Below are 22,196 nucleotides of genomic sequence, written 5' to 3'. Positions count from 1 at the left end.
CCGGGCTCGCTACTTCTTTACACGAACAGTCTTTGTGGACCGTGTCTCGAGCGTCATTTCGTCGGCCTCTTCGACCTTTGCCTTCAATCGCACAGTACCTGCCGCGGCGTCGACCACGTCCACCACCTTCGCAAGCAGTTTCGCAGTATCGGCGTTGCCGGACACATTTGCGAGCTGAACGGCGCGGCCCAGCTTGGCCGTTGCGCCGTCGACATCTCCCGATTTGCGAAGATCAAGACCTTGTTGGATGACTTGTGCCAGTTCCGCCTGACCTGTGTAGTGCGCGACCTGTGAGTTGATCCTCGTCGAGGCCACCATGTCGTCGGTCCACACCGCCCGTACGAGACCCTGCGCGCCGAGGTTCTGCACGCTCCCGTCACCCTGCGGGATCACCAGCGAGACCCGGGCGGCCAGCATCTCCTGGCCGACCCCGGCCAGGGGGACCTCGACGCACACGTGGTAGTCGCGGGACTCGTCGCCCCAGGAACCCGTGGGATAGTCGCCGGCGCGGGGGCCCGCCTCGGTGCGACGGCCGGTCAGTTCCGCGACGGTGGGGGCGACTTGCTTCACGAACTTGATCGCCGTACCGACGGGCGTCCACAGCCGCAGCGAGACGTCCGCGACCTCCTTGCCCATCGCCGTCTCCATCATCTGCGTGAAGTCGGCGGACAGGGCGGCGGGGTCGGCGACGATGTCGGCGGTGCCGAGCAGCGCCGAGGCGATCATGGTGACCTCCTTGACCTCCCAGTCGGTGCCCACTCCACGCGCGTCACAGGTGAACCGTCCGGCGCAGGAGTCCAGCGCGGCCTTCAGATCCTCCGGCGACTCGTGTTCGTTGCGGCCGTCGGTGAGCAGGATGCCGTGCCGGATCGACACCTCCGCCGAGGACAGCAGCCGGTCGGCGAGGCGCAGCCAGGTGCCGATCGCCGTACCGCCGCCCGCGCTCAGCCTGCGCAGCGACTGCTTGGCCTGCTCGCGGGTGGCCGCGTCGGCCACCGCGAGCCGCCCGGAGCCCGGGTAGACCTCCTTGGCGACATGAGTGCCGCCGATCACCGCGAAGTGCACACCGTCGCGCAGGGTGTCGATCGCGGCGGCCGTCGCGTCCCGCGCGTTGCGCATCTTGGTCGGCGGGTAGTCCATCGAACCCGAGCAGTCGACCATGATCGCCACGGCCGCGTCCGGGCTCTGCCCCGCCGTGTACAGGTGGGGCGCGCCGACCGCGCTCCCCACGGTGCCGCCGCCGGTGGCGCTCACCGTGACGATGGCGTTGACCTCACGGCCGTTCTCGGGCAGGTACTCGTTCTGGTACACGTCGACCGAGAACTGCGGCACGCTCGACTTCGAGAAATTGGCCATGCTTCTTCGTCCCCCTCAAGGCCTCCGGTGGTTGACGGAGGTGATGACTGTCCGCGGACCGGTCCCCTCCGGTCCGAGGCCGACCCCGTTGTCGCCGTTGTCGTCGTTGCCGATGTTGTCGATGTCGTCGACGCTTGCGCGTTTTTGCGGCCTCAGGCCGATCCTGCCCCCTGCGACGGCGCGGGGAACGGTACGACGGCCACTGTTACGTTGTCGTGGCCCCCGCCGTCCAGGGCGTGGCCGACCATCACCTGGGCGCTGTGCAGCGGCCGTTCGGCGGCGTCGAGCGGGACGACCTCGGCCATCTCCTCCGCCGCCTCGGCGTAGTTCCACAGGCCGTCGGTGCACACCACCACCACACCCGGCCGGTCCGGCTTGAAGGAAGCGGTGTGCGGCTCCAGTTCGTACGCGTCCGCGCCGAGCCAGCCCGTGATGGCGTGGGCGCGCTCGTCGGCGTACGCCTGCGCCTCGCTCATCAGGCCCGCGGCGACCATCTGCGCGGCCCATGAGTCGTCCTCGGTGAGCCGTGCCGGGGGCGAACTCCGGTCCACGGGGACCCAGTAGGCGCGGCTGTCACCGACCCAGCCGACGATCAGCAGGGTGGGGGTGACGACGGCGCCGACCAGGGTGCAGGCGGGCGCGTTCTGGTGCGGGGCGTGTTCGTCGTGGGCGGGGGGCGCCTCGGCCAGGGAGTTGACGGCCTCCGCGGCGGCGACGATCGCCTCGTGCATGGCCTGCTGCGGGTGGGTGCCCAGGGGCAGGGCCGCCAGCAGCGCCTCGGCGGCCGCGCGGGACGCGGCGAGCGAGGCCTCGTCGGGGCGGGTCGCCGAGGAGACGCCGTCGCAGACGATCGCGACGACGGCGGGGGAGCCGTCGGGCAGCGCGGTCGAGGAGAGCGCGAAGGCGTCCTCGTTGCGGTGGTGGCGCAGACCGCGGTCGCTGACCGCGGCGACCGCGGTCAACTCCTGCTCCATGTGGTCGCGTTCGCGTGGCTGGGCGTGACCGCAGTTCTCGCAGTAGCCGTCGCTGTCGACGTGGCCCGAGCGGCAGGCGACGCACAGTTTGGTGCCCGCGGGGGGAGTGCCGAGGTCCGCGGTCCGCGGATCGGCCAGATGCCCGGCGGGGGCCTCGGACGGGACTCCGACGGGGGACCCGGCCGGGGGAGCCAGCGGGTACTCGTCGGGCTCCGGGGGCCGGTCGAAGCGCACTCCGGCCGGCTGAGCGTCGGGCGGCTGTGTGCCGGACGGCTCTACGCCGGGAGGCTGTGCGCCGGACGGCAGGCCGCCCGGGGGCTGCGGGCCCGCGGATCCCGGCTGTCCGTGCCCGAGCCCCTGCCCGTGCCCGAGCCCGTGCCCGACCCCGTGTTCGTGTCCGTGTTCGTGCGGGAGTTCCGAGCCGCCCGAGTCGGTTCCCTGGATGTCGGTGGCCCGGTGCACGGGCGTGCCGGAGTTCGTCGGCTCGGGCGCGACGGGCCAGTCCACGGAGGCGACGGCCGAAGGCGGAGGCGCCGGCGTGCCGTTCATGGTGATCGTGGGATGGTCCTCCGGCGGTGCGGGCACCGCGGACAGGTCGAACCCGCACGCACCGCAGAAGCGGTCACCCGCCTCCAGGGGCTCCTCGCAACTGGGGCACCGCGAAAGGGCCGTCGGCTGGGGCATCTGGGACATCAATCACACCCACGTCCGGGGGCGGTAACGGTTGGCACGTTCCACCAGGTCGATCCTCTCCTCGCCGCCCCGCGCGAGCCGGGCCAGCGTGCGGTACGAGCGCTCCAGACCGAAGCGGAGACCGCGCTCGTCCAGCTCACTGCCGAGCAGCACCCGTCCGCCACCGGAGTGCGGGACGGAACCCTGGCTACCGGAGAGTACCCAGTCCAGGGCGCAGCCGAGGACTTCCGTCGACAACTGCTCGCGTCGCACGGCGTCCAGACCGTATCCGTCCAGCGCCTCGACCTGGCCCGCGGCGGCGGTCAGATCGTCCAGGAACGGCGCTGCCGCGGCCTCCTCGGCCAGCCGCTGCCGCAGCCGCGCCCGCACGGCCGCGACCCGCGCCGCCGTGTAGTGGATCGACGACTCCGGGACGGACTCCAGCGTGCGTACGGAGCCACGACGGTCGCCCGCCGCGAGCTGGACGCGGGCCAGGCCGAACGCCGAGCTGACATAACTGGGGTCGGTCGTCCACACCAGGCGGTAGTACTCGGCGGCGTTGTCCAGCTGCCCCAGCACCTCCGCGCACAGGCCGAGGGCCAGCTTCGGCGCGGGCTCACCCGGGAAGGCGTCGTAGATCGCGTCGAAGGACAGCGCCGCGATCTCGTGCTCCCCGGTGGCGAGCGCCGCGACGCCCCGGTACCAGACCACCCGCCAGTCGTCCGGATGGTCCGCCTCCAGGGCTTCCAGCGCCCCGGCCGCACCGGTCGGCTCGCCCATCTCCAGCCGGGCCCGCAGCTCACGCAGACGCAGCTCCAGGGAGCCGGCGGGAGCCGCCTGCAGGGCGGTGATCAGCTCGGTGGGCGCGGACGCCATCAGGCCCGCGAGGAAGCCCGCGTTGGGGTCGCCCGGGTCGACGAGGGGGACCGGCAGCGCGAGAGCCGTGGCGGCGGCGTTCAGCGGCTTGACCAGGGTCACCGGAGCGGGGGCGGGAGCCGTCGGCAGCGCCGGCGTGCCATCGGCGCCCGGTGTGCCGTGGGCGCCCGTCCGCGGTGCCGGCACGCCCCTTCTCCGTCTCACCGGCACGATCCGTGGGCCCAGCCGCGACACGTCCCCGTCCAGCTTCCCGAACAGCTCCGTGTCCGTGAGCTTGAGTTCGGGCCCGAACAGCGTGGACAGCGCCGGGCGGGCACGCCCCGTCTGGAGGGACACGACCTCCCTGAGCACCCCCGTCAGCTGCTCCGCCATCTCCTGCGCCGAGGCGAACCGGCGGGCCGGGTCGGGATCGGTGGCGCGGACCAGCAGCCGGTAGAACGACTCGTACTGGCGGAAGACCTCGATGGTGTCCGGATCCGGCAGGGAGTCCACGAACACGTTCGTGTAGCCCTGGAAGTCGAAGGTGAGGACGGCGAGCGTGCGTGCGACGGTGTACAGGTCGGAGGCGACCGACGGGCCGATCTCGGCCACCTCCGGCGCCTGGTAGCCGACCGTGCCGTAGATGGCCGACTCCTCGTCGTCCATCCTGCGCACCGCGCCCATGTCGATCAGCTTGAGCTGGTCCTCGGTCTGGATCGCGTTGTCGACCTTGAAGTCGCAGTACAGCAGGTTGCGGCTGTGCAGGTGCCCGAGCGCCTCCAGGGCTTCGATCCCGTACGCGCAGGCCTGCTCCACCGGCAGCGGATCGCGCTTGCCGTCCGCCGTCCGGCGTCCGTTGGCGATCTCCTTGAGGGACTTGCCGCCGACGTACTCCATCACGATGTACCCGTCCAGCGACCCGGTCCGCTGGTCCAGGTGTTCGACGAAGTTGTAGATCCGCACGATGTTGGCGTGCTCGATCTCCGCGAGGAAGCGCCGTTCGGAGATCGCCGCCTCCATCGCGTCCTGGTCGCCCGTGTCCAGCAGGCCCTTGAGGACCACCCAGCGGTCGGAGACCGCGCGGTCGACGGCGAGGTAGACCCAGCCGAGGCCGCCGTGAGCCAGGCAGCCCACCACCTCGTACTGGCCGTGCACGATGTCGGCCGCCTGCAGCTTCGGCACGAACGAGTACGGGTGACCGCACTTGGTGCAGAACCCCTCGGTGCGGCCGGTCCGCTCGCCCCGCGAACGACCCACCGGCGCACCGCAGTCGGAGCGCGAGCAGAACCGCTTGCGCTCGGGCACCTCCGGGTTCTCCTGGACCATCGCGCGCGGGTCGGGCCGCGGTACGTCCGGGACCTGCACGAGACCGGCGCCGAGCCGGCCGCGCCCACTGGAGCCGGTGGCCGAACCGGAGCTGCGCACCGACACCGAGCGGCCGGTCGACGTGCCCGACACCGAGCGCGACAGCCGGCCGGAGACAGAGCGCCGGGACTGCGAGGAGCGCGACGACGTACGGGAGCTGGCCGGTGAACCGGAGCGGGCGCTGCGGCTGCCGGACCCGCGCGAACCCCGCCCGCCGGCCGTGATCCCGGTCGGGGGCGAGCCCACCATGCCGGTCGCCGAGACGACCGGTGCCAGACCGCACGTGTCGCAGTACAGCTCGCCGTCGCTCATGTCCTCGTACGATCCCGGGCAACCGGGCCGCTGGCACGTGCGCCGCTCCTCGCCCTCGGGCTGTCCACTCACACCGCATCACCTTCAACGCTCACGCCTGGGGCCCTCTCCGGTCGGTGGGGCCGCCCTGCTCCGGCACCCGCGGGCTCAGCAGATCGGCCGCCGCGCGCTGATAGCGCAGCACCGCGTCCTCCGCGACCCGCAGATCGCAGGGCGCGCTCCACAGCATGCGCCGCGCCGCGTCGTAGCGCTCGATGAGGAACGGATCCTCCGCGAGGCCGTGCCGTGCCACCTTCGCCTTGTACGCGTCGAGGCGCCCGCGCAGCTCCGCGCGGATCGCCAGCGGCGCGGTGACCGCGGTCAACGACTCGCGGGCGCGCAGCAGTTCGTCCTCGGCCTTCTCCTCCAGGGCCTCCAGAAGCGGCGAGAGGCGATGCCACTGGGCGTGTCTGCGGTACTCCGCGGCCGTCGCCAGCTGCTCCTGCAGCGCGGTCGGCGGGCCGCTGACGGCGGGGACCTCGGACGCGGCGATCTTCGCCAGTACCTCACCGCGGGCGCTTCGCGCCTCCGCGAGGGTGCGGTCGGCGCGGCTGAGCAGGTCGCGCAGCCGCACCAGGCGTGCCTCCGCGTCCTGCCGGACGGTGAGCACCGCGTCGATCTCCCGGCGCACGTCCTCCAGGGCGCGCGCCTCGCGGTCGTACGTCGTCGTGTCCGGACGGCCGCCGCCGGGCGCCGAACTGCCCTGCGCGGGGACCCAGAAGGCCAGCGGGTCGGAGACGACCCGTTCTCGCAGGGTGGTCAGCGTCCGGGTGATCCGCTCCAGATCGTCACCCGACGGGTGCTCACCGGGGCGCACGCCGACGGAGTGCGCGAGCTGGCGGGTGCGCTGGAGCTCCGCGGCCAGTAAATCGATCCGGGCGGGCAGCGCGGACCAGACGGCGTCCGCGGTCACGACCATGTCGAGCGAGGTCGCGTACAACTCGTTCATCCGCTCCACCAGGGCGGCCAGCGAGAACTGTTCGCTGAGCCGGCCCGCTCCGGACAGCGTCGGGGCGTTCGCCGTCGCGGTGGCGGAGCCGGCGACCGTGACGCTCGCGCCGCGCAGCAGCTCGGTCAGCTCGACCAGGTCCTCACGGCTCGACCAGCGCCGCCGCGAACGGATGTCGCGGGCGGAGCGCAGCGCGTCCGTGTACGCGTCGAAGTACGCCCACAGCAGCGTGATCGACGCGTCCGCGGTCGTCCAGCGCTCCTTGGTCGTGCCCGTGAGCTCGGCGCCTTCGAGGAGTCTGCGGCCCGCGTGGTCCTGCAGGGCGAGGAGCGAGGTCTCGATGGCCTCGTGCTCCGCGCCGAGCCGCGCCAGCGCACGGTCCACCTCGTCCCGGTCCATCACCGGCCCGGGGGGTCCCGTGACGCCCATCGATCACCTCTCGCTCTCGGTCGTGTCCCGCGCGCCCGTCCGGTGCGCGGGGGTAACTCTCCAGTCGTATCAGCTCGGTCGCCCCCGCGGCTTGCGTCGAGGTGTCCGCCGGTGTCACGTCGCCGGTGGCTTCGACGACGGCGAGTCCGCGCCCAGCGTCGGGGACAGCCACTTGTCGTACGAGGCCTGCCAGCCACCGCTCTTGACGTAGTCCACCAGCACCTGGTTGACCCGGCGTACCAGATCCTCCGCGCCCCGCTTCATCGCCACGCCGTAGTACTCGGTGGTGAAGGTGCTGCCCTTCAGTTCGACCGTCGGGTCCTGCGCGGCCTGGCTCGCGGCCAGCGCGCCGTCGGTCACCACGGCGTCGACCTCACCGAGCTGCAGCCTTACCAGGCAGTCGAGTTGGTTCGGCACGGTGGTGGAGATGTCGGCGGAGGAGGCGAGTTTGCCCGCCTTCTGGTCGGCGGCCAGCTTCTCGTGGGCCGTGGATCCCGACGCGGTGCAGATCCGCTGCTTCGCCAGTGACGCGTCGTAGCCCTCGATGGCCGACGCCTTCGGGGCCAGTACCTGCTGGCCGGTGACGAAGTAGGGGGCGGAGAACGCGACGTCCTTCAGCCGGGCACAGTTGATCGTCATGGTGCGGACCACCATGTCGACCTGGCCGTTCTTGATCGCCGGGACGCGCTGGTTGGTGGGGATGGCGTGGAACCGGACGGCCGTCGGGCTGCCGAGGATCTCCTTCGCGATCTCGTGCGCGAGATCGATGTCGAAGCCCTCCAGGTCACTGCTCTTCTTGGTGCTGTTCGGATCGCGGTAGCCCCAGCGGTAGCTGTTCTGGTCGACGCCGACCGACAGATAGCCGCGCTCCTTGATGGCCGTGATCGTGTCGCCGCTCTCGTCACCGGACGGCGCGGGGCTCTTGTCCTGCGCGGTGCCGTCGGTGCACGAGCCGGCCTTCGCCTGGGTGCCCCGGGCCACGCCCTGGCCGCCGAGGTCCGCGCCGCCCTCCCCGCGGGCGCCGCTCAGCGGCAGCAGCAGGGCGAAGACCGCGGTGACGACCAGGGCGACGGCCATCGCGCCCACGCCACCCCAGCCCTTCAGACTCGCCCGCAGGCGCCGTGCGGTCATCGCCGAGCCCCCTTTCACCGGTACTCCGAAAGCCTGCGCCCGATACCCAGCAGCGCGCCCGCGGCGGCCAGCACCGCGAGGGCCGCCGCACCGGCCGGCAGACCGGTCATCGCGCCCAGGCCGTCGGCCGCCGCCCGCTTGAACTCGCTCTCCTCGTGCGTCAGTGCCAGCGCCAGGTTGGTGTCGACGCCGTCGAAGCACTCGCCCGTCGCGCCCTTGGCGCCTATGACCTTGTCCAGCGCGCCCTGGTAGTTGCCGTCGTCGTCGGCCTTGCGGGCGTCCAGGTGACGGGCCTTCCAGACCTTCATGTTGCCGGTCGCCGCGGTCACGGGGGCCTCGCCCGCCTTGTCGTCGGCGAGGTCCGCCGCCAGGGCCAGCCCCTGGGTGAGCGTCTTCATGTCCTGCTGGAAGTCGTAGTCGTACCGGTCCACGACCTCGGTGGGCGACACCTCCTTGGTCTCGGCACCGCGGCTGACCAGCGTCAGGTTCTCGTTGCCCCGGGCGTTCAGCGACGCGATCCGGGCGTCGTGCAGCACGTTCAGCGAACGGACGCCGTGGTCGTACGAGGCGTTCAGCTCGGCCCGGGCCACGGTGTGGCCGACCACGAGCCAGAGCAGGACGACCGTCGAGGCGGCGGTGGCGGCGACCATGCCCTGGTTCAGCACCCGGTTCGTGTGCTGGTAGTGGCGGTGCTGGGCCCAGGCGAGTCCCGCCAGCACCAGCACGCCGAGACCGATGGCCGCCCACGGGTAGGGCTTGGCGTCCGCGTAGTCGGCGCCCAGCCGCGTGTTCTCCCGCTCGTAGAGGTCCTTGGCCGCGGGGAGCATCTGCCCCTGCATCGTCTCGTTCGCGTACCGCAGGTAGGCGCCGCCCAGCGGGTAGCCCAGGCGGTTGTTGGCACGGGCCCGCTCGACCAGGCCCTTGTACTCGGGCAGCAGCTGGTTGAGCCTCGTGATGGTGTGCGCGGAGGGGGAGCCGGGGTCGGAACTGGCCGCGGCGGTGATCAGGCCCTGGGCCGCGGTCCGGATGTCCTTCTCGTACCGGTCGCGGGAGGCCGCCGTCTCCTGGCCGCCCGCCAGGAAGCCGCTGGAGGCCGCGGTGTTGGCGTCCGCGAGGGAACGGTAGATGTCCGCCGCGCCGGCGCTCAGCGGCTGACTGCTGTGCAGCACGTCGTCCGCGGCCGCCGAACGCTCCGTCGTCTGCCAGGCGGTGACCGCGCCGAACGCGACGACCAGCAGGGCGAGTACGGCGCCGATGATACGGAGCCGGCCGGGCTCCGTCGTAGCCGCGGCGCGCAGCCGGTCGACGCCCTCGGCCCAGGCCGTGCGGCGCGCGGGCATCGCGTCCGGGGCCGTCGCCGGCTGTCTCCCCGGCGGTGCGGGGGAGCCGGACTGCGGCGGGACGGCCGGCGTGGCCCCGGCTGTGGGCCGTGGTGGTGCCGTGCTGCCTTGCGGCGGGTGTGTCACTTGACCTCCCCCATGGTCATCCGTCGGTCACCGTCCCCCGCGCGCGCGGGAGCGCGAGGGGAGGTGCACGGCCGCAAGTATCGCCGCCGGGGCCGACATCCGCACAGGCCTTGACTGGATCTTGTTCGGATTCCGACGGTGTGGTGTGCGGGATCCCCCTGACCATGAATACGCGTTCGGTATCCGTTCGGTTCCCTTGCCTCGGGTGGCCGTACCTGGGTGCTCCACCCCCAGACCCCCGCCAAGGGGCTCCGCCCCCTGGACCCCCGCTCGCCCGAAGGGCTCGTCCTCAAACGCCGGACGGGCTGAAATGCATGACCCCGGCCGTCAGCCGTTCAGCGAGCCTCACACCTCCAGCCCGGACTGGAACCATCCGGCGCGGGCTCGCATCTCCAGCCCGTCCGGCGTTTGAGGACAAGGCCGTTCAGGCCGACAGCGGGGGTCTGGGGGCGCCGGCCCCCAGGGGCGGGTGACCTCAGGAACCCTCGTAGAACCCCCGTACGCGGGTGTGGGCCTCGCCCACGGCACCTATGTGATCCAGGCCCAGCAGCGCGGCGCCGAGCACGGGGCGGGCCGTGACCACCTGGGGGACCGCCTTGGGAGTCCGCTCGGAGAGCAGTTCGCGGATGCGGTCGTCGAGTTGGGGATGGCGCGCGGCGAGAATGCTGCCGCCGAGGAGGACGGGTGCCTCCTCGTCCATGAGGTCCAGCCGGGCCAGGGCCACCGTCGCCATCGCGACGACCTCGTCGGCGAGCCGGTCGACGAGCGCACGGGCCACCGGATCCCCGTCCACGGCCGTGGCGAACAGCACCGGCGTCAGCTCGTGCCGCCGCGCCTGCCCGATGTGTTCGAGATGCAGCGCCTCGATCAGCGTGTACATGGAGTCGAGCCCGAAGTGGCCGGGCAGCGTGCGGGTCAGCGCCGTAGGACCGCCGCGTCCGTCCTCGGCCCGCGCCGCGTGCCACAGCGCCTCCTCGGCCAGCCCCCAACCCCCGCCCCAGTCACCGGAGATGCGGCCCAGCGCGGGGAAGCGGGCGGTGCGGCCGTCGGGCAGCATGCCGACGCAGTTGATACCGGCGCCGCACACCACGGCGACCCCGCGCGGCTCCGCGATCCCGGCCCGCAGGATCGCGAACGTGTCGTTGCGCACCACCACGCCGGCGCCCCACGCACGCGCCCGCAGCGCGTCCGCCAACTGCTCCTCCTCCACCGGGAGATCGGCGTTGGCCAGACATGCCGAGACATGGGCGACCGAGGCGATCCCGGCGTCGGCGAAGGCCAGGCCGACCGCCTCGGCGAGCGCGTCCACGGCCACGTCGACACCGACCGTCGGCGGCCGGAACCCGCCGCCGCGCGCGGTGGCGAGCACCGTGCCGTCGGCCGCGACCACCGCGACGTCGGTCTTGCTGTTCCCCGCGTCGATGGCGAGCACCGGACCCGCGGGGCCGGACCCGGAGGCCGTCCCGGCTTCGGATCCCGATGAGGTCATGCCCACGCGAGGTGCTCCCGGTTGTGCGCGATCAGCTGGTCGGTCAGGGCGTCGGCGTACGCGTACTGGCCGACCAGGGGGTGGCTGAGGAGGGCCCGGAAGACCCGGTCGCGGCCGCCGCGCAGGGCGGCCTCCAGCGCCAGGTCCTCGTACGCGGTGACGTTGGCCATCAGCCCGGCGTACAGCGGGTCCACGGGCTGCACCGGCATGGGTGTCGGCCCGTGCGGACCGACCGCCGCCTGTACCTCGATCACGGCGTCGTCCGGCAGGAACGGCAGCGTGCCCTTGTTGTACGTGTTCACCACCTGGTAGGGGCTGCCGCCCCCGCCGAGCAGCGCGGCCGCGAGATCGACGGCCGCCTCCGAGTAGTAGGCGCCGCCCCGCTTGGCGAGCAGCGCCGGCTTCTCGTCGAGGGACGGGTCGCCGTACATCTTCAGCAGTTCCCGTTCCATCTCGGCGACCTCGGCGGCCCGCGACGGCTTGGTGCGCAGCTCTCGTACGACCTCGTCGTGGGCGTAGAAGTAGCGCAGGTAGTAGGACGGGACGACGCCCAGCCGGTCGATGATGTCGCGCGGCAGGCGCAGGTCGTCGGCGAGGGCGTCGCCGTGCTCGGCGAGCAGCTTCGGCAGCACGTTGTCGCCCTCGGGGCCACCCAGGCGCACGCCGGTTTCCCAGGTGAGGTGGTTGAGGCCCACGTGGTCCAGATGGACGTCCGTCGGCGCGACGCCGAGCATCGCGGCGAACCTGCGCTGGAATCCGATCGCCACGTTGCACAGTCCGACGGCCCGGTGTCCGGCCTGGAGCAGGGCGCGGGTGACGATCCCGACGGGGTTGGTGAAGTCGATGATCCAGGCGTTCGGGTTGGTGCGGCGGACGCGCTCGGCGATGTCCAGCACCACCGGCACCGTGCGCAGCGCCTTGGCGAGGCCGCCCGCGCCCGTCGTCTCCTGGCCGACGCAACCGCACTCCAGGGGCCAGGTCTCGTCCTGCTCGCGGGCGGCCTGGCCGCCGACGCGCAGCTGGAGCAGCACGGCGTCGGCGCCTTCGACGCCCGCGTCCAGGTCGTCGGTGGTGACGATCCGGCCCGGGTGTCCCTGCTTGGCGAAGATGCGCCGGGCGAGGCCGCCCACCAGCTCCAGCCGTTCGGGGGCCGGGTCGACGAGGACCAGTTCCTCGACCGGCAGGGTGTCCCGCAACCGGGCGAAGCCGTCGATGAGTTCAGGGGTGTAGGTGGAGCCCCCGCCCACTACTGCCAGTTTCATAGTCAGCCCTTCACTCCGGTGAGCGTGACGCCCTCGACGAACGCCTTCTGCGCGAAGAAGAACACGAGGATCACGGGGGCCATGACCAGTACGGTCGCGGCCATGGTGAGATTCCAGTCGGTGTGGTGCGCGCCCTTGAACGATTCGAGGCCGTAGGACAGGGTCCAGGCGCCGGGGTTCTCGGAGGCGTAGATCTGCGGCCCGAAGTAGTCGTTCCAGGCATAGAAGAACTGGAACAGGGCCACGGCGGCGATCCCGGGCCGCGCCATCGGCAGGACGACTTTCAGCAGGGTCCGCAGGTCCCCGCAGCCGTCGACCTTCGCCGCGTCGAGGTACTCGTTCGGGATGGTCATCAGGAACTGCCGCAGCAGGAAGATGGAGAAGGCGTCGCCGAACGCCATCGGGATGATCAGCGGCCAGAGGGTCCCGGACAGGTCCAGCTGCTTCGCCCAGAACAGGTACATCGGGATGATGACGACCTGGGGCGGCAGCATCATCATCGAGATGACCAGCATCAGCGACAGGTTCCGGCCGCGGAAGCGGAACTTGGCGAGCGCGTAGGCGACGGGGATCGACGACACGACGGTCAGGACGGTGCCGGCGCCGGCGTACAGCAGGGTGTTCTTCCACCAGGTGAGGAAGCCCGGGGTGTCGAAGACCTTCTTGTAGTTGCCCCACTCCCAGGTGTGCGGGATCAGGTCACGGCTGAGTGCCTGGGTGTCGCTCATCAGCGAGGTGAGGAACACGAACACGAAGGGGAGGACGAAGAAGAGGGCGGCCGCGACGCCGAGCGCGTGGACCGCGATCCACTCCAGGAGCGTCCTGCGGCGGGCGGTGCGCTCGGCGGGGGAGACGGTCCTCGTCCGCGGCTCCGCCGTCCGGTCGAGTACACGGGACACCTGAGGTGCTTGGGTCATGGTCAGTCACCTGCCTGGATGAGACCGCCCCGGCGCCGCATCAGGAACGCGGTGAACACCATGGACAGGGCGAACAGCACGAGCGCGACCACACAGGCGGAGCCGTAGTCGAAGCGCTGGAAGCCGAGGTTGTAGACGAGCTGGGGCAGGGTGAGCGTCGACTTGTCGGGGTAGCCGGGTTCGAACTGCGTACCGGCGCCCTGGATGACGCCCGACGCGACCTTCCCGGCGATGAGCGGTTGTGTGTAGTACTGCATGGTCTGGATCACGCCGGTGACCACCGCGAACATCACGATCGGCGAGATGTTCGGCAGCGTCACGTACCGGAACCGCTGCCACGCGGACGCGCCGTCCAGCTCCGCCGCCTCGTACTGCTCGGTCGGTACGTCCAGCAGCGCGGCCATGAAGATGACCATCAGGTCGCCGATGCCCCACAGGGCGAGCAGCGTGAGGGCGGGCTTGGACCAGCTGGGGTCGTTGAACCAGCCGGGCGCCGGGATGCCGGCCTTCTCCAGGATCGAGTTGACCGGCCCCGTACCGGGGTTGAGGAGGAAGGCGAAGGCCATCGTGGCGGCGACGGGCGGCGCGAGGTAGGGCAGGTAGAAGAGGGTGCGGAAGACGCCCGTAGCCGTCTTGATCTTCGTGATGAGGAGTCCGACACCGAGTCCGAAGACGACCCGCAGGCTCACCATGACCAGGACCAGCCACAGGGTGTTGCGCAGCGCGGGCCAGAACAGCGGGTAGTGCCGGAAGACGTAGGACCAGTTCTTCGTCCCGCTCCACGTCGGCGGTTTGAAGCCGTCGTAGTGCATGAACGAGAAGTAGACGGTGGAGAGCAGCGGATAGGCGAAGAAGACCGCGAAGCCGATTAGCCAGGGCGACATGAAGGCGGCTGTTCTCAGGGCCGCCCGGCGTCGCTTGGCGCGCAGGGTGTAGGTGGCGCTCATGTCCGTACTGCTTCCTACTTCGCCTGCGCGATGTCCGTGTCGATCTGTGCGGCGGTCTTCTGCAGACCGGCCTTCAGATCCTTGGCCTTGCCGCTCTCGTAGTCGTATCCGAACTGCTGGATCGTCACGAGGTAGGTGCCGCCGTTGATGGACGCGGGGGTCGTCGTCGAGTTCGGGTTGGAGGCGATGTCCAGGAAGGTCTTGAAACGCGGGTCGTACTTCAGCTTCGGGGACTTGAGTGCCGCGAGCGTGGAGGGGACGTTGTGGATGGCGTTGGCGAAGCCGACGACGGCGTCCGTGTCCGTGGTCATGTATTTGACCAGTTCCCAGGCGGCGTTCTGCTTCTTGCTGGTGGCCGCTATGCCAGCGATGGTGCCGGTGATGTAACCCTTGCCGTACTGGTCGGCCTGGTCGTCCGGAACGGGCAGCGGGGCGACGCCGATCTCGAAGCTCGGCTTGGCCTCCTCGGCCATGCCGAGCCGCCACTCGCCGTCCAGCTGCATGGCGACCTGGCCGGTGTGGAAGGGGTGCTTGGGGCCCCACTCGTCACCGAGCTTGGACCGGTACTTCTCCAGCTTCTGGTAGCCGCCGAGTTCGTCGACGAGCTTCTTCTGGAGGGTGAACCCGGCCTCGAAAGCGGGGTCCTTGGCGATGCTGGACTTGCCGCTCTCGTCGAAGTACGTGGGGGAGAACTGGCCGAAGTAGTGCTCGGTGGTCGACTCCCAGCCGTGGTAGTTCGGCATGAACCCGAGCTGGGAGTACGAGTCACCCTTGGTGACGGTCAACTTCTTGGCGTCGGACTCGAATTCGGACCAGGTCTTCGGGGGAGTGGTGATCCCGGCCTTCTTGAACGCGGTCTTGTTGTAGTAGAGCCCGTACGCGTCACCGAGCAGCGGCACGGTGCAGCGGTTGCCGTCGAACTGGGTGTACTCGTTCATCGCCTTCGGGAAGGTCGTCGTCGCGTCGATACCGGCCTTCTTGAAGAAGGGGTTGAGATCGACGAGCGCGCCCGAGGAGCAGAACTTGCCCACGTTGTTGGTGGTGAACGAGGAGATCACGTCGGGCGCCTTGTCACCGCCGGAACGCAGCGCCTGGTTGATCTTGTCGTCGGTCATGTTGGCGACGATGTTGATGTGGATGTTCGGGTGCGCCTTCTCGAACCCCGCGACCAGGGACTTCACGCCCTGGACCTCGCCCGGCGCGCTCCAGGCGTGCCAGAAGTTGATCGTCGTCTCCTTGGAGGCGTCGTCGTTCGCGCTGGAGTCCGACTGGCCGGTACAGGCGGTGGTGAGCAGGGCGAGGGACGCGGAAGCGGCGAGTGCGGTGGCGACTTTCCTGGATATTCCGGGCATGGCGGTGTCTCCCTAGGGCAGGGCCGGGGGCGGTGGTGTGGGCGGGACGGGCGAGTGGGTCGAGGGGGTTCAGCGGGAGGTGTCGAACACCTCGTCGCGGGTGGCCGCCAGCGCGCTCTCCAACGCGCCGCGCAGCACGGGGTGTTCGTGTACGTCGCCGACCACGAGGCGCGGGCGGGACGCGGCCAGCTCCTCCAGCTCGGCCTGCACCAGGGCGCGCAGCGGTTCGCCGCCGGCGGTGAGCGAGGAGCCGCTGAGGACGACGAGTTCGGGGTCGAGCACCGAGACGAGTGAGGCGAGACCGGTGGCCAGTCCGGTCGCGTACGTCTCCAGGAGCCTGCGGTGGGGGCCTTCGTCACGGGTGGCGGCCTGGCCGACGAGGGCGGCGGCGACCTCGGTGTACGACCCGGCGGGGATCGGCTGGACGCCCAGCTCGCGGGCGAGTTTCGGGAGGGCCTGGGAACCGGCGAGTTCCTGGTAGCCACCGCTGTTGGCCTTGGTCACCTGCCGGACGAGGGGTGCGCCGGGTACCGGCAGGAAGCCGACCTCTCCGGCGCCGCCGGTCCAGCCGCGGTGCAGCCGTCCGCCGAGTACGAGGGCGGCGCCCAGGCCCCCCTCGTTCCACAGCAGGACGAAGTCCTCGTGTCCGCGCGCCGCGCCGAGCCGCTGTTCGGCGATGGCGACGAGGTTGACGTCGTTCTCGTACTCGACCGGCATGGGCAGCGCGGCAGCGAGTTCGTCGAGGAGGCTCGGCGAGTGCCAGCCGGGCAGGTGGGAGGCGTACCGCAGCCGTCCGGTGTTGGGGTCGAAGGCGCCGGGTGTCCCGATGACGAGCCGGTGGACGTCGTCGCGGGCCAGCCCCGCCTCCTTCACCGCGCCGTCGAGGGCGTCGGTGACCTGGCGTACGACGGGCTGCGCGGGGCGCCGGCCGGGCGTCGGCAGCTCGTACTCACCCACGGTCCGGCCCGTCACGTCGGCGACGGCGGCGAGGATGCGCTCGGGGGTGACGTCCAGGCCCGCCGCGTGGGCGGCGACCGGATTCACCGCGTACAGCTGGGCGTTGGGGCCCGGCCGCCCCTCGCTGGTGCCGGTGGCGAGCACCAGTCCGGCCGCTTCCAGCCGGGCGAGGAGCTGGGAGGCGGTGGGCTTGGACAGCCCGGTCAGCTTTCCGATCCTGGTCCGCGAGAGCGGCCCGTGCGCGAGCAGCAGGTCGAGGGCGGCGCGATCGTTCATGGCGCGCAGGACGCGCGGGGTGCCCGGCGTGCCGGCGGATCCTGCCATGTGTGTCGACACCTGCCTTTCAACTGCCCGGTCGCTCAGCTTCCCAGGGTGGTCGCGGGGAAGTCCACCGCAAGATCATTGTTAGGAAGGTTTCCTATTGGTGGGAGGACCGTAGGCCGCAGGCCTCGGAGGCGTCAAGAGAAACCGCCCCCGAGGCAACCGAGTCGTTACCTACGGGGGCGGGGACCGGGGCTGTCCCGCTCGGTCGGGGTGGGTGAGGGGCGCGCGACATCGGTGTGTCGGATGGCCGGGGCCGCCGGGCTGGAGTCCGCGACCGCTCCTGGATGAGCTGGTACGTACGAGGGGGCGGCATCCGGGAAGAACCCGGGTGCCGCCCCCTCCCTGGCGTACGGCCGGGGCCTACTTCGGCGCGTTCGACGGAGTCGGGCCCGGGACGGGGACCGGGATGGGGGCGGCCGCCTCCGACTGGGGGGACGCCGGGTTGCCGAGGGCCGACGGGGCCGACACCGCGGCGGACGGGTCGACGAGCTCCTCGTCCACGGCCGCGGTGGGTCCGCCCACGATGCGGATGTCCGCGGCGTCGAAGGCGCGCTTGATGCGCCAGCGCAGCTCGCGCTCGACGGAGAGCGCCTTGCCGGGCATCGTCCGGGCCGACACCCGCACCACCATGGAGTCGAGGAGCACGCTGTCCAGGCCGAGGACCTCGACCGGGCCCCAGAGGCGCTCGTTCCAGGGCTCTTCCTTGCTCATCGCCTCGGCGACCTCGTTCAGCACGGACCGGACGTGGTCCAGGTCCTCGGAGGCGCGGACCTGGACGTCGACGCCGGCGGTGGCCCAGCCCTGGGAGAGGTTGCCGATGCGCTTGACCTCGCCGTTGCGGACGTACCAGATCTCGCCGTTGTCACCGCGCAGCTTGGTGACGCGCAGACCGACCTCGATGACCTCACCGGAGGCCACCCCCGCGTCGATCGTGTCGCCCACGCCGTACTGGTCCTCGAGGATCATGAAGACGCCGGAGAGGAAGTCCGTCACCAGGTTGCGGGCGCCGAAACCGATGGCGACACCGGCGACACCGGCCGAGGCCAGCAGCGGGGCGAGATTGATCTCGAACGTGCCGAGGATCATCAGGGCGGCCGTGCCGATGATCAGGAAGGACGCCACCGAGCGCAGGACGGAGCCGATGGCCTGGGAGCGCTGGCGGCGGCGCTCGACGTTCACCAGGAGGCCGCCGAGGGCCGTCCCGTCGACCGCCTGGACGGTGCGGGTCATGCGGTCGATCAGCTTGGTGATCGACCGCCGGACGACCACTCTCAGCACCGCCGCGACGACCAGGATCAGCAGCACGCGCAGACCTATCGCGAGCCATGTCGACCAGTTCTGCTCGACCCAGCTCGCGGCGTTGGTCGCGCTTTCCTGGGCGTCCTGGAGCGTGGCGACCGTAGGGTCCGTCGTCGCCGAGGGGGAGGGCGACGGACTGGACCCTGCGGCCCGCAGGACGGTCGAGAACACAGCAGGTACCTCCAGGCGTAGCGGTCTGCCCACGGCTCGGGGACAGGTATGGGCGCCGCCGGGCAGAACAACCACACTAACGGGGCATCGTGTGTGGATCGTTGTGATGTTCGGGGGAGAGACAGTACTCACCTGGGGATGAACAGAATGTGGTCGAAAACACTCCCAGCCCGTTACCGGGACATGGTGGCGCTTCCACCAGGCAAGAGGGGAGACTGACTGCAGATCGTCCCGGCGCGAGCCACGCGCCGCCGGCGTACAAGGAGGCATCCGTGCCGCATGTCCTGGTCCTCAATGCGTCGTACGAGCCACTCGGCGTCGTACCGCTCCGCCGCGCGCTCGTCCTCGTCCTTGAGAACAAGGCCGTCTCTCTCGAGGAATCCGGCGCCTTCATGCACAGCGCGACCGTTACTGTCCCCGCACCCAGCGTGGTCCGGCTGAAGAGGTTTGTGCGGGTCCCTTACCGTGGGCCCGTTCCGCTGACCCGTCGGGCACTGTTCGCCCGCGACGGCGGCCGGTGCATGTACTGCGGTGGCGTCGCAACCAGCGTCGACCACGTCATCCCGCGCTCCCGCGGAGGTCAGCACGCCTGGGACAACGTGGTGGCTTCCTGCCGCCGCTGCAACCACACCAAGGCCGACCGCCACCTGGTCGAGATCGGCTGGCGCCTGCGCCACAAACCGGCCCCGCCGACGGGGCTCGCCTGGCGCATCATCGGAACAGGGCACAGGGACCCGCGCTGGCTGCCCTACCTGCAGCCGTACGGCGCGGAGGATGCGATGGCCCGGATCGACGGCATTTCCGCCTGACGATCCGGGCTTTTGTGCACCCCTGGCCCGGGTGCGCCGTGGCCCGCCCTGTGCGCCCCGTGGTCAGCCGCGGGGTCCTTCGGGGCGGGCGCCACGTACCGCGTACAGCCCGGCGCCCAGCACGAACAGCGCCAGGGCGGCGGCCCACGCGCCCCGCTGGGGGCCCGTCTGCACGGGCCAGGTCAGGATCGTCGCGCTTCTCATGCGGGGCGAGCCGGCCGACAGGTACACCGTGCTGAAGTACAGCGTCGTGGGCATCCAGCCGGCCCGGGCGCCGAACAGCACCGCCCCGAGCACGGTGACACCGACGGCACCCAGCGTGTTGCGGACCATCGCCGCCGAACCGAACACCTGTGCGTTCCCTGGGAGGGCGAGGGCGAGCGCGGTGGCGCCGAGCGTGGTGAGGACCAGCAGGTGGGCCAGGCGCCTGGGCCACCAGGGGCGCACCGCGGTGTCGTCCAGGTCCCGCCCGTACACGTGCAGGCTCGCACCGATCGCCGCCGAGACCGCCAGTGGGGCCAGCGACACCAGCGGGACCCTGCGGTACGGGTCGAGGAAGGCGTCCGGCACGCTCGCCGCCCACATGGTGAGGAGGGCGGCACAGGCGAGGGCGGCCAGGGTGGCCGGGACGGCACGGGAGCGGGCGTAGAGGGTGAGGGCGGCACGGGAGTGGGCGGGGAGGGTGCGGGGGACCGGCCGGGTGACTTCGCGTGGGACGTTCACAGGGACGGGACCTCGCTCGCGTCGGGATCGCATCGGCGGGCTGTGGCGAAGTAGCGGCCGAGCCAGGAGCGGCGCTCGTCGCCGGTCAGAGCGGCGAGGTGCGCGTACGCCCGGTCCTCGGCGCGGTACTGCGCGAGTTCCTCCGTGTCACCCCGCTGCCGGGCCGATGCCACGAAGTCCTCGCGGAGGTCGTCCTCCATGTCGGCGGGGGCCAGCCAGCGCATTACGGCCTGGTCGGTGGCCTGGACGCGCGGTGTGGACGGCGACCGGTCGCAATCGACGCGGACCATCAGCTGTGCGGCCTCCCAGGCGTACTGCTCCGGATCGGTCAGTTCCCCGCGTACGGTGCTCCAGCCGAACGGGGTGAGCGTCGGCAGTTGTGCCTCGTCCGCGCGGGGGGAGCGCGGCAGGTCCTCGAAGCGGACCGGCACATTCTGTACGCCCCGCAGACGCCCGGTGAGGCCCGACAGCGCGCGGTTCACCTCCGGCAGCAGGCCCGGGTGGGTGGCGTTGACGCAGACGTGCGGGGTGGTCGACTCGTCGCACACCTGGCGGTGCGCGAGCGGGTTGTCGCGCACCATCCCGTCACCCGTGTGGACCAGCAGCACGGCCGCGGCGGAAGCGGCGGCGAGCGGCAGCAGCGCGGTGACACGGCGGCGTGCGGCATGGGCCAGGACCACCGCGGCGGCGAGGCCGACCGCCCACAGGGCCGATACGAGGGGGTACCACCAGACCGGGAGGTAGCCGTCGCCGAACGGGCGCAGCGAGGCGGGGGCGAGGGCGGCCGGAGCCGACCGCGAGCCGATACCGCTGGTGATGGCCATGACGTATCCGCAGATCGCGAACGCGGGAGCGGTCAGCCGCCAGGGCATCACCCGCCCGGCCACATGGCCGAGCAGCGTGCACGCGACGATCGACAGCGCGGCCCCGGCGAAGACGGTCGGGACCGGGCCGCCCGCCGACGCGTAGGGCGCGCAGGCCAGCAGCGCGCCGGCCGCCGCCACCAGGTACGCCCCCGCCAGCGCGCAGGCGAGCGGCAGAGCGGCCGTCAGGAGCTGGGCGAGCGGTGTACGAGGGGTCGAGGCCCGCAGCTCCGACATCCGCCGCCGGTGCTCCCGGCCGCCCTGCCAGGCTCCCGCGGCAAGGGCGAAGGGAATGGCGATCACGCTGGTCGCCGTGCTCAGCCTGTCCGTCGTCCCACCCCAGCTGCCCTGCCACTGCGCCGCCGTGGCGGCGAGTGCCCAGGCGAGAGCGAGCAGCAGAGCGGCGGCCGCCCAGGGGGCGAACCCGCGCAGGAACTCGATCCGGAGGGGGTGGGGCGAGGCGGCCGCCGCGCGGGCGGGCACGCCCCGGGTCCGCGGGCCCGTCCCGGGGCTTTCGTGGGGCCGGGGCCGACAGTCTGCCGGGCGGTTGTCGCGGGGCCGGGTCCGTGGGGGTGGTGGTTCTGCCGGGTGGCTGTCGGCCGGCTCGGGCCGCCGACGCGTCCACGGGGCTTCGCCGGGCGGGGCGTCCGTGCCGGCCGTGGTTTTCGTGCCGGCCGTGCCGGCCGTGCCGGCCGTGCCGGCCGTGCCGGGCAGGGCGTCCGTGTCGGCCGGGCGGTCGTCGTCCGGGCGGATCCGTACGGTCATCGGGCCGCCCCTGTCGCCGCGCGGTGACCGCGCAGGGCCGTGGTGTAGCCGCGCTCGATCGCGTTGCCGTCGGACTCGTGGCCGTCCGCGCCGAGGGCGGCCAGCGTCCCGGGGGTGCCGCGATAGGCGACCCGGCCCGCCTCGATCAGCGTCACACCCGTGCACGCCGCGGCCACGTCCTCCACCAGGTGGGTGGAGACGATCACGGTGGACTCCTCGCCCAGCTCCCGCAGCAGTGCCCGGAACTCGACGCGCTGCTCCGGATCCAGTCCCGCGGTGGGTTCGTCGAGGAGCAGGACGCGGGGGTCGTTGACGATGGCCTGGGCGATGCCGACCCGGCGGACCATGCCGCCGGACAGCGTCCGGACCTTCGCGTCGATGCGGTCGGTGAGCCCGACCCGGGCCACGGCCCGTTCGACCGAGGCCGGGGCGGCGGTGGCCGGAACCTCCTTCAGCCAGGCCACGTACGCCACGAACTCCCGTACCGTGAACCCCGGGTAGTACCCGAAGTCCTGTGGCAGGTAGCCGAGTTCACGGCGGAACGCGCTGCGCTCCCGGTGCCGGCGCAGATCCTTGCCGAGCATCTCCACACGGCCCCCGGCGGGCTCGGCCACGGTCGCGAGGACCCGGATGAGGGAGGTCTTGCCGGCGCCGTTGGGACCGAGCAGCCCGTGGACGCCGGGGCCGAAGTCCAGGTCGACCGCGTCGAGCGCGGTGGTCCTGCGGTGCCGGACGGTCAGCCCAGACACCCGTATCGCGGCGGGTCCGGC

The 22,196-nt window shown here is 71.7% G+C and carries 17 protein-coding genes; 1 reads left to right on the top strand and 16 read right to left on the bottom strand.

The window, feature by feature from the left end; translation table 11 throughout:
• Positions 1 to 9: 9 nt before the first annotated feature.
• The 13 genes from OHB41_RS17900 to OHB41_RS17840 all read right to left on the bottom strand — a co-directional run bounded on the left by OHB41_RS17900 (position 10) and on the right by OHB41_RS17840 (position 18,266).
• Positions 10 to 1,356: a vWA domain-containing protein gene (locus tag OHB41_RS17900; RefSeq protein WP_266699238.1), complete on the bottom strand. Its 1,347-nt coding sequence runs from the start codon at positions 1,354 to 1,356 to the stop codon at positions 10 to 12.
• A 152-nt stretch (positions 1,357 to 1,508) separates the two neighbouring features.
• Positions 1,509 to 3,023 (bottom strand): PP2C family protein-serine/threonine phosphatase, encoded by a 1,515-nt coding sequence (locus tag OHB41_RS17895; protein WP_526024930.1) that lies wholly within the window; start codon positions 3,021 to 3,023, stop codon positions 1,509 to 1,511.
• 3 nt (positions 3,024 to 3,026) lie between these two features.
• Entirely contained in the window at positions 3,027 to 5,534 is a 2,508-nt protein-coding gene (locus tag OHB41_RS17890) for a serine/threonine-protein kinase (protein WP_266705947.1), read from the bottom strand.
• A 91-nt stretch (positions 5,535 to 5,625) separates the two neighbouring features.
• On the bottom strand, positions 5,626 to 6,951 hold the full coding sequence (locus OHB41_RS17885; protein WP_266699236.1) for a hypothetical protein: 1,326 nt from the start codon (positions 6,949 to 6,951) through the stop codon (positions 5,626 to 5,628).
• Between the two features lie 114 nt (positions 6,952 to 7,065).
• Positions 7,066 to 8,082 carry a glutamate ABC transporter substrate-binding protein gene (locus OHB41_RS17880; protein WP_266699235.1) on the bottom strand — a complete coding sequence of 339 codons (1,017 nt, stop codon included), beginning with the start codon at positions 8,080 to 8,082 and terminating at the stop codon, positions 7,066 to 7,068.
• Between the two features lie 14 nt (positions 8,083 to 8,096).
• On the bottom strand, positions 8,097 to 9,548 hold the full coding sequence (locus OHB41_RS17875; RefSeq protein WP_526024929.1) for a GlnX family signal transduction membrane protein: 1,452 nt from the start codon (positions 9,546 to 9,548) through the stop codon (positions 8,097 to 8,099).
• A gap of 475 nt (positions 9,549 to 10,023) precedes the next feature.
• Positions 10,024 to 11,037 (bottom strand): N-acetylglucosamine kinase, encoded by a 1,014-nt coding sequence (locus OHB41_RS17870; protein ID WP_266699233.1) that lies wholly within the window; start codon positions 11,035 to 11,037, stop codon positions 10,024 to 10,026.
• Positions 11,034 to 12,299, bottom strand: a complete 1,266-nt coding sequence (locus OHB41_RS17865) for a 6-phospho-beta-glucosidase (protein WP_266699232.1) — start codon at positions 12,297 to 12,299, stop codon at positions 11,034 to 11,036. Before OHB41_RS17865 ends, OHB41_RS17870 begins: the two co-directional genes overlap by 4 nt.
• 2 nt (positions 12,300 to 12,301) lie before the next feature.
• Positions 12,302 to 13,198: a carbohydrate ABC transporter permease gene (locus OHB41_RS17860; protein WP_266705945.1), complete on the bottom strand. Its 897-nt coding sequence runs from the start codon at positions 13,196 to 13,198 to the stop codon at positions 12,302 to 12,304.
• A gap of 20 nt (positions 13,199 to 13,218) precedes the next feature.
• A complete protein-coding gene (locus tag OHB41_RS17855; protein WP_266699231.1) occupies positions 13,219 to 14,163 on the bottom strand; it encodes a carbohydrate ABC transporter permease in 945 nt (314 codons plus the stop codon).
• A 14-nt stretch (positions 14,164 to 14,177) separates the two neighbouring features.
• Positions 14,178 to 15,515: an ABC transporter substrate-binding protein gene (locus OHB41_RS17850; RefSeq protein ID WP_266699230.1), complete on the bottom strand. Its 1,338-nt coding sequence runs from the start codon at positions 15,513 to 15,515 to the stop codon at positions 14,178 to 14,180.
• A gap of 69 nt (positions 15,516 to 15,584) precedes the next feature.
• A complete protein-coding gene (locus OHB41_RS17845; RefSeq protein WP_266699229.1) occupies positions 15,585 to 16,796 on the bottom strand; it encodes an ROK family transcriptional regulator in 1,212 nt (403 codons plus the stop codon).
• A 360-nt stretch (positions 16,797 to 17,156) separates the two neighbouring features.
• Positions 17,157 to 18,266 (bottom strand): mechanosensitive ion channel family protein, encoded by a 1,110-nt coding sequence (locus tag OHB41_RS17840; RefSeq protein WP_266699228.1) that lies wholly within the window; start codon positions 18,264 to 18,266, stop codon positions 17,157 to 17,159.
• A gap of 272 nt (positions 18,267 to 18,538) precedes the next feature.
• Between OHB41_RS17840 and OHB41_RS17835 the strand changes: the two genes are divergently transcribed.
• Positions 18,539 to 19,075 carry an HNH endonuclease gene (locus tag OHB41_RS17835; RefSeq protein ID WP_266699227.1) on the top strand — a complete coding sequence of 179 codons (537 nt, stop codon included), beginning with the start codon at positions 18,539 to 18,541 and terminating at the stop codon, positions 19,073 to 19,075.
• Between the two features lie 63 nt (positions 19,076 to 19,138).
• Here the strand turns inward: OHB41_RS17835 and OHB41_RS17830 are convergent, their stop codons facing one another.
• Genes OHB41_RS17830 through OHB41_RS17820 form a run of 3 tightly spaced genes read right to left on the bottom strand, consistent with a single transcriptional unit; the run spans position 19,139 to position 22,175 of the window.
• The gene (locus OHB41_RS17830; protein WP_266699226.1) at positions 19,139 to 19,798 is read right to left on the bottom strand and encodes a hypothetical protein; all 660 of its coding nucleotides are present in this window, start codon (positions 19,796 to 19,798) and stop codon (positions 19,139 to 19,141) included.
• Positions 19,795 to 21,426, bottom strand: coding sequence for a hypothetical protein (locus tag OHB41_RS17825; RefSeq protein WP_266699225.1), 1,632 nt, complete (start codon positions 21,424 to 21,426; stop codon positions 19,795 to 19,797). Before OHB41_RS17825 ends, OHB41_RS17830 begins: the two co-directional genes overlap by 4 nt.
• A complete protein-coding gene (locus OHB41_RS17820; RefSeq protein ID WP_266705943.1) occupies positions 21,423 to 22,175 on the bottom strand; it encodes an ABC transporter ATP-binding protein in 753 nt (250 codons plus the stop codon). The genes OHB41_RS17825 and OHB41_RS17820 overlap by 4 nt, the downstream gene beginning before the upstream one ends.
• Positions 22,176 to 22,196 lie beyond the last annotated feature (21 nt).

Origin of the sequence: Streptomyces sp. NBC_01571, assembly GCF_026339875.1 — a bacterium.
Classification (GTDB): domain Bacteria; phylum Actinomycetota; class Actinomycetes; order Streptomycetales; family Streptomycetaceae; genus Streptomyces.
This window is presented reverse-complemented; position numbering and strand designations above follow the sequence as displayed.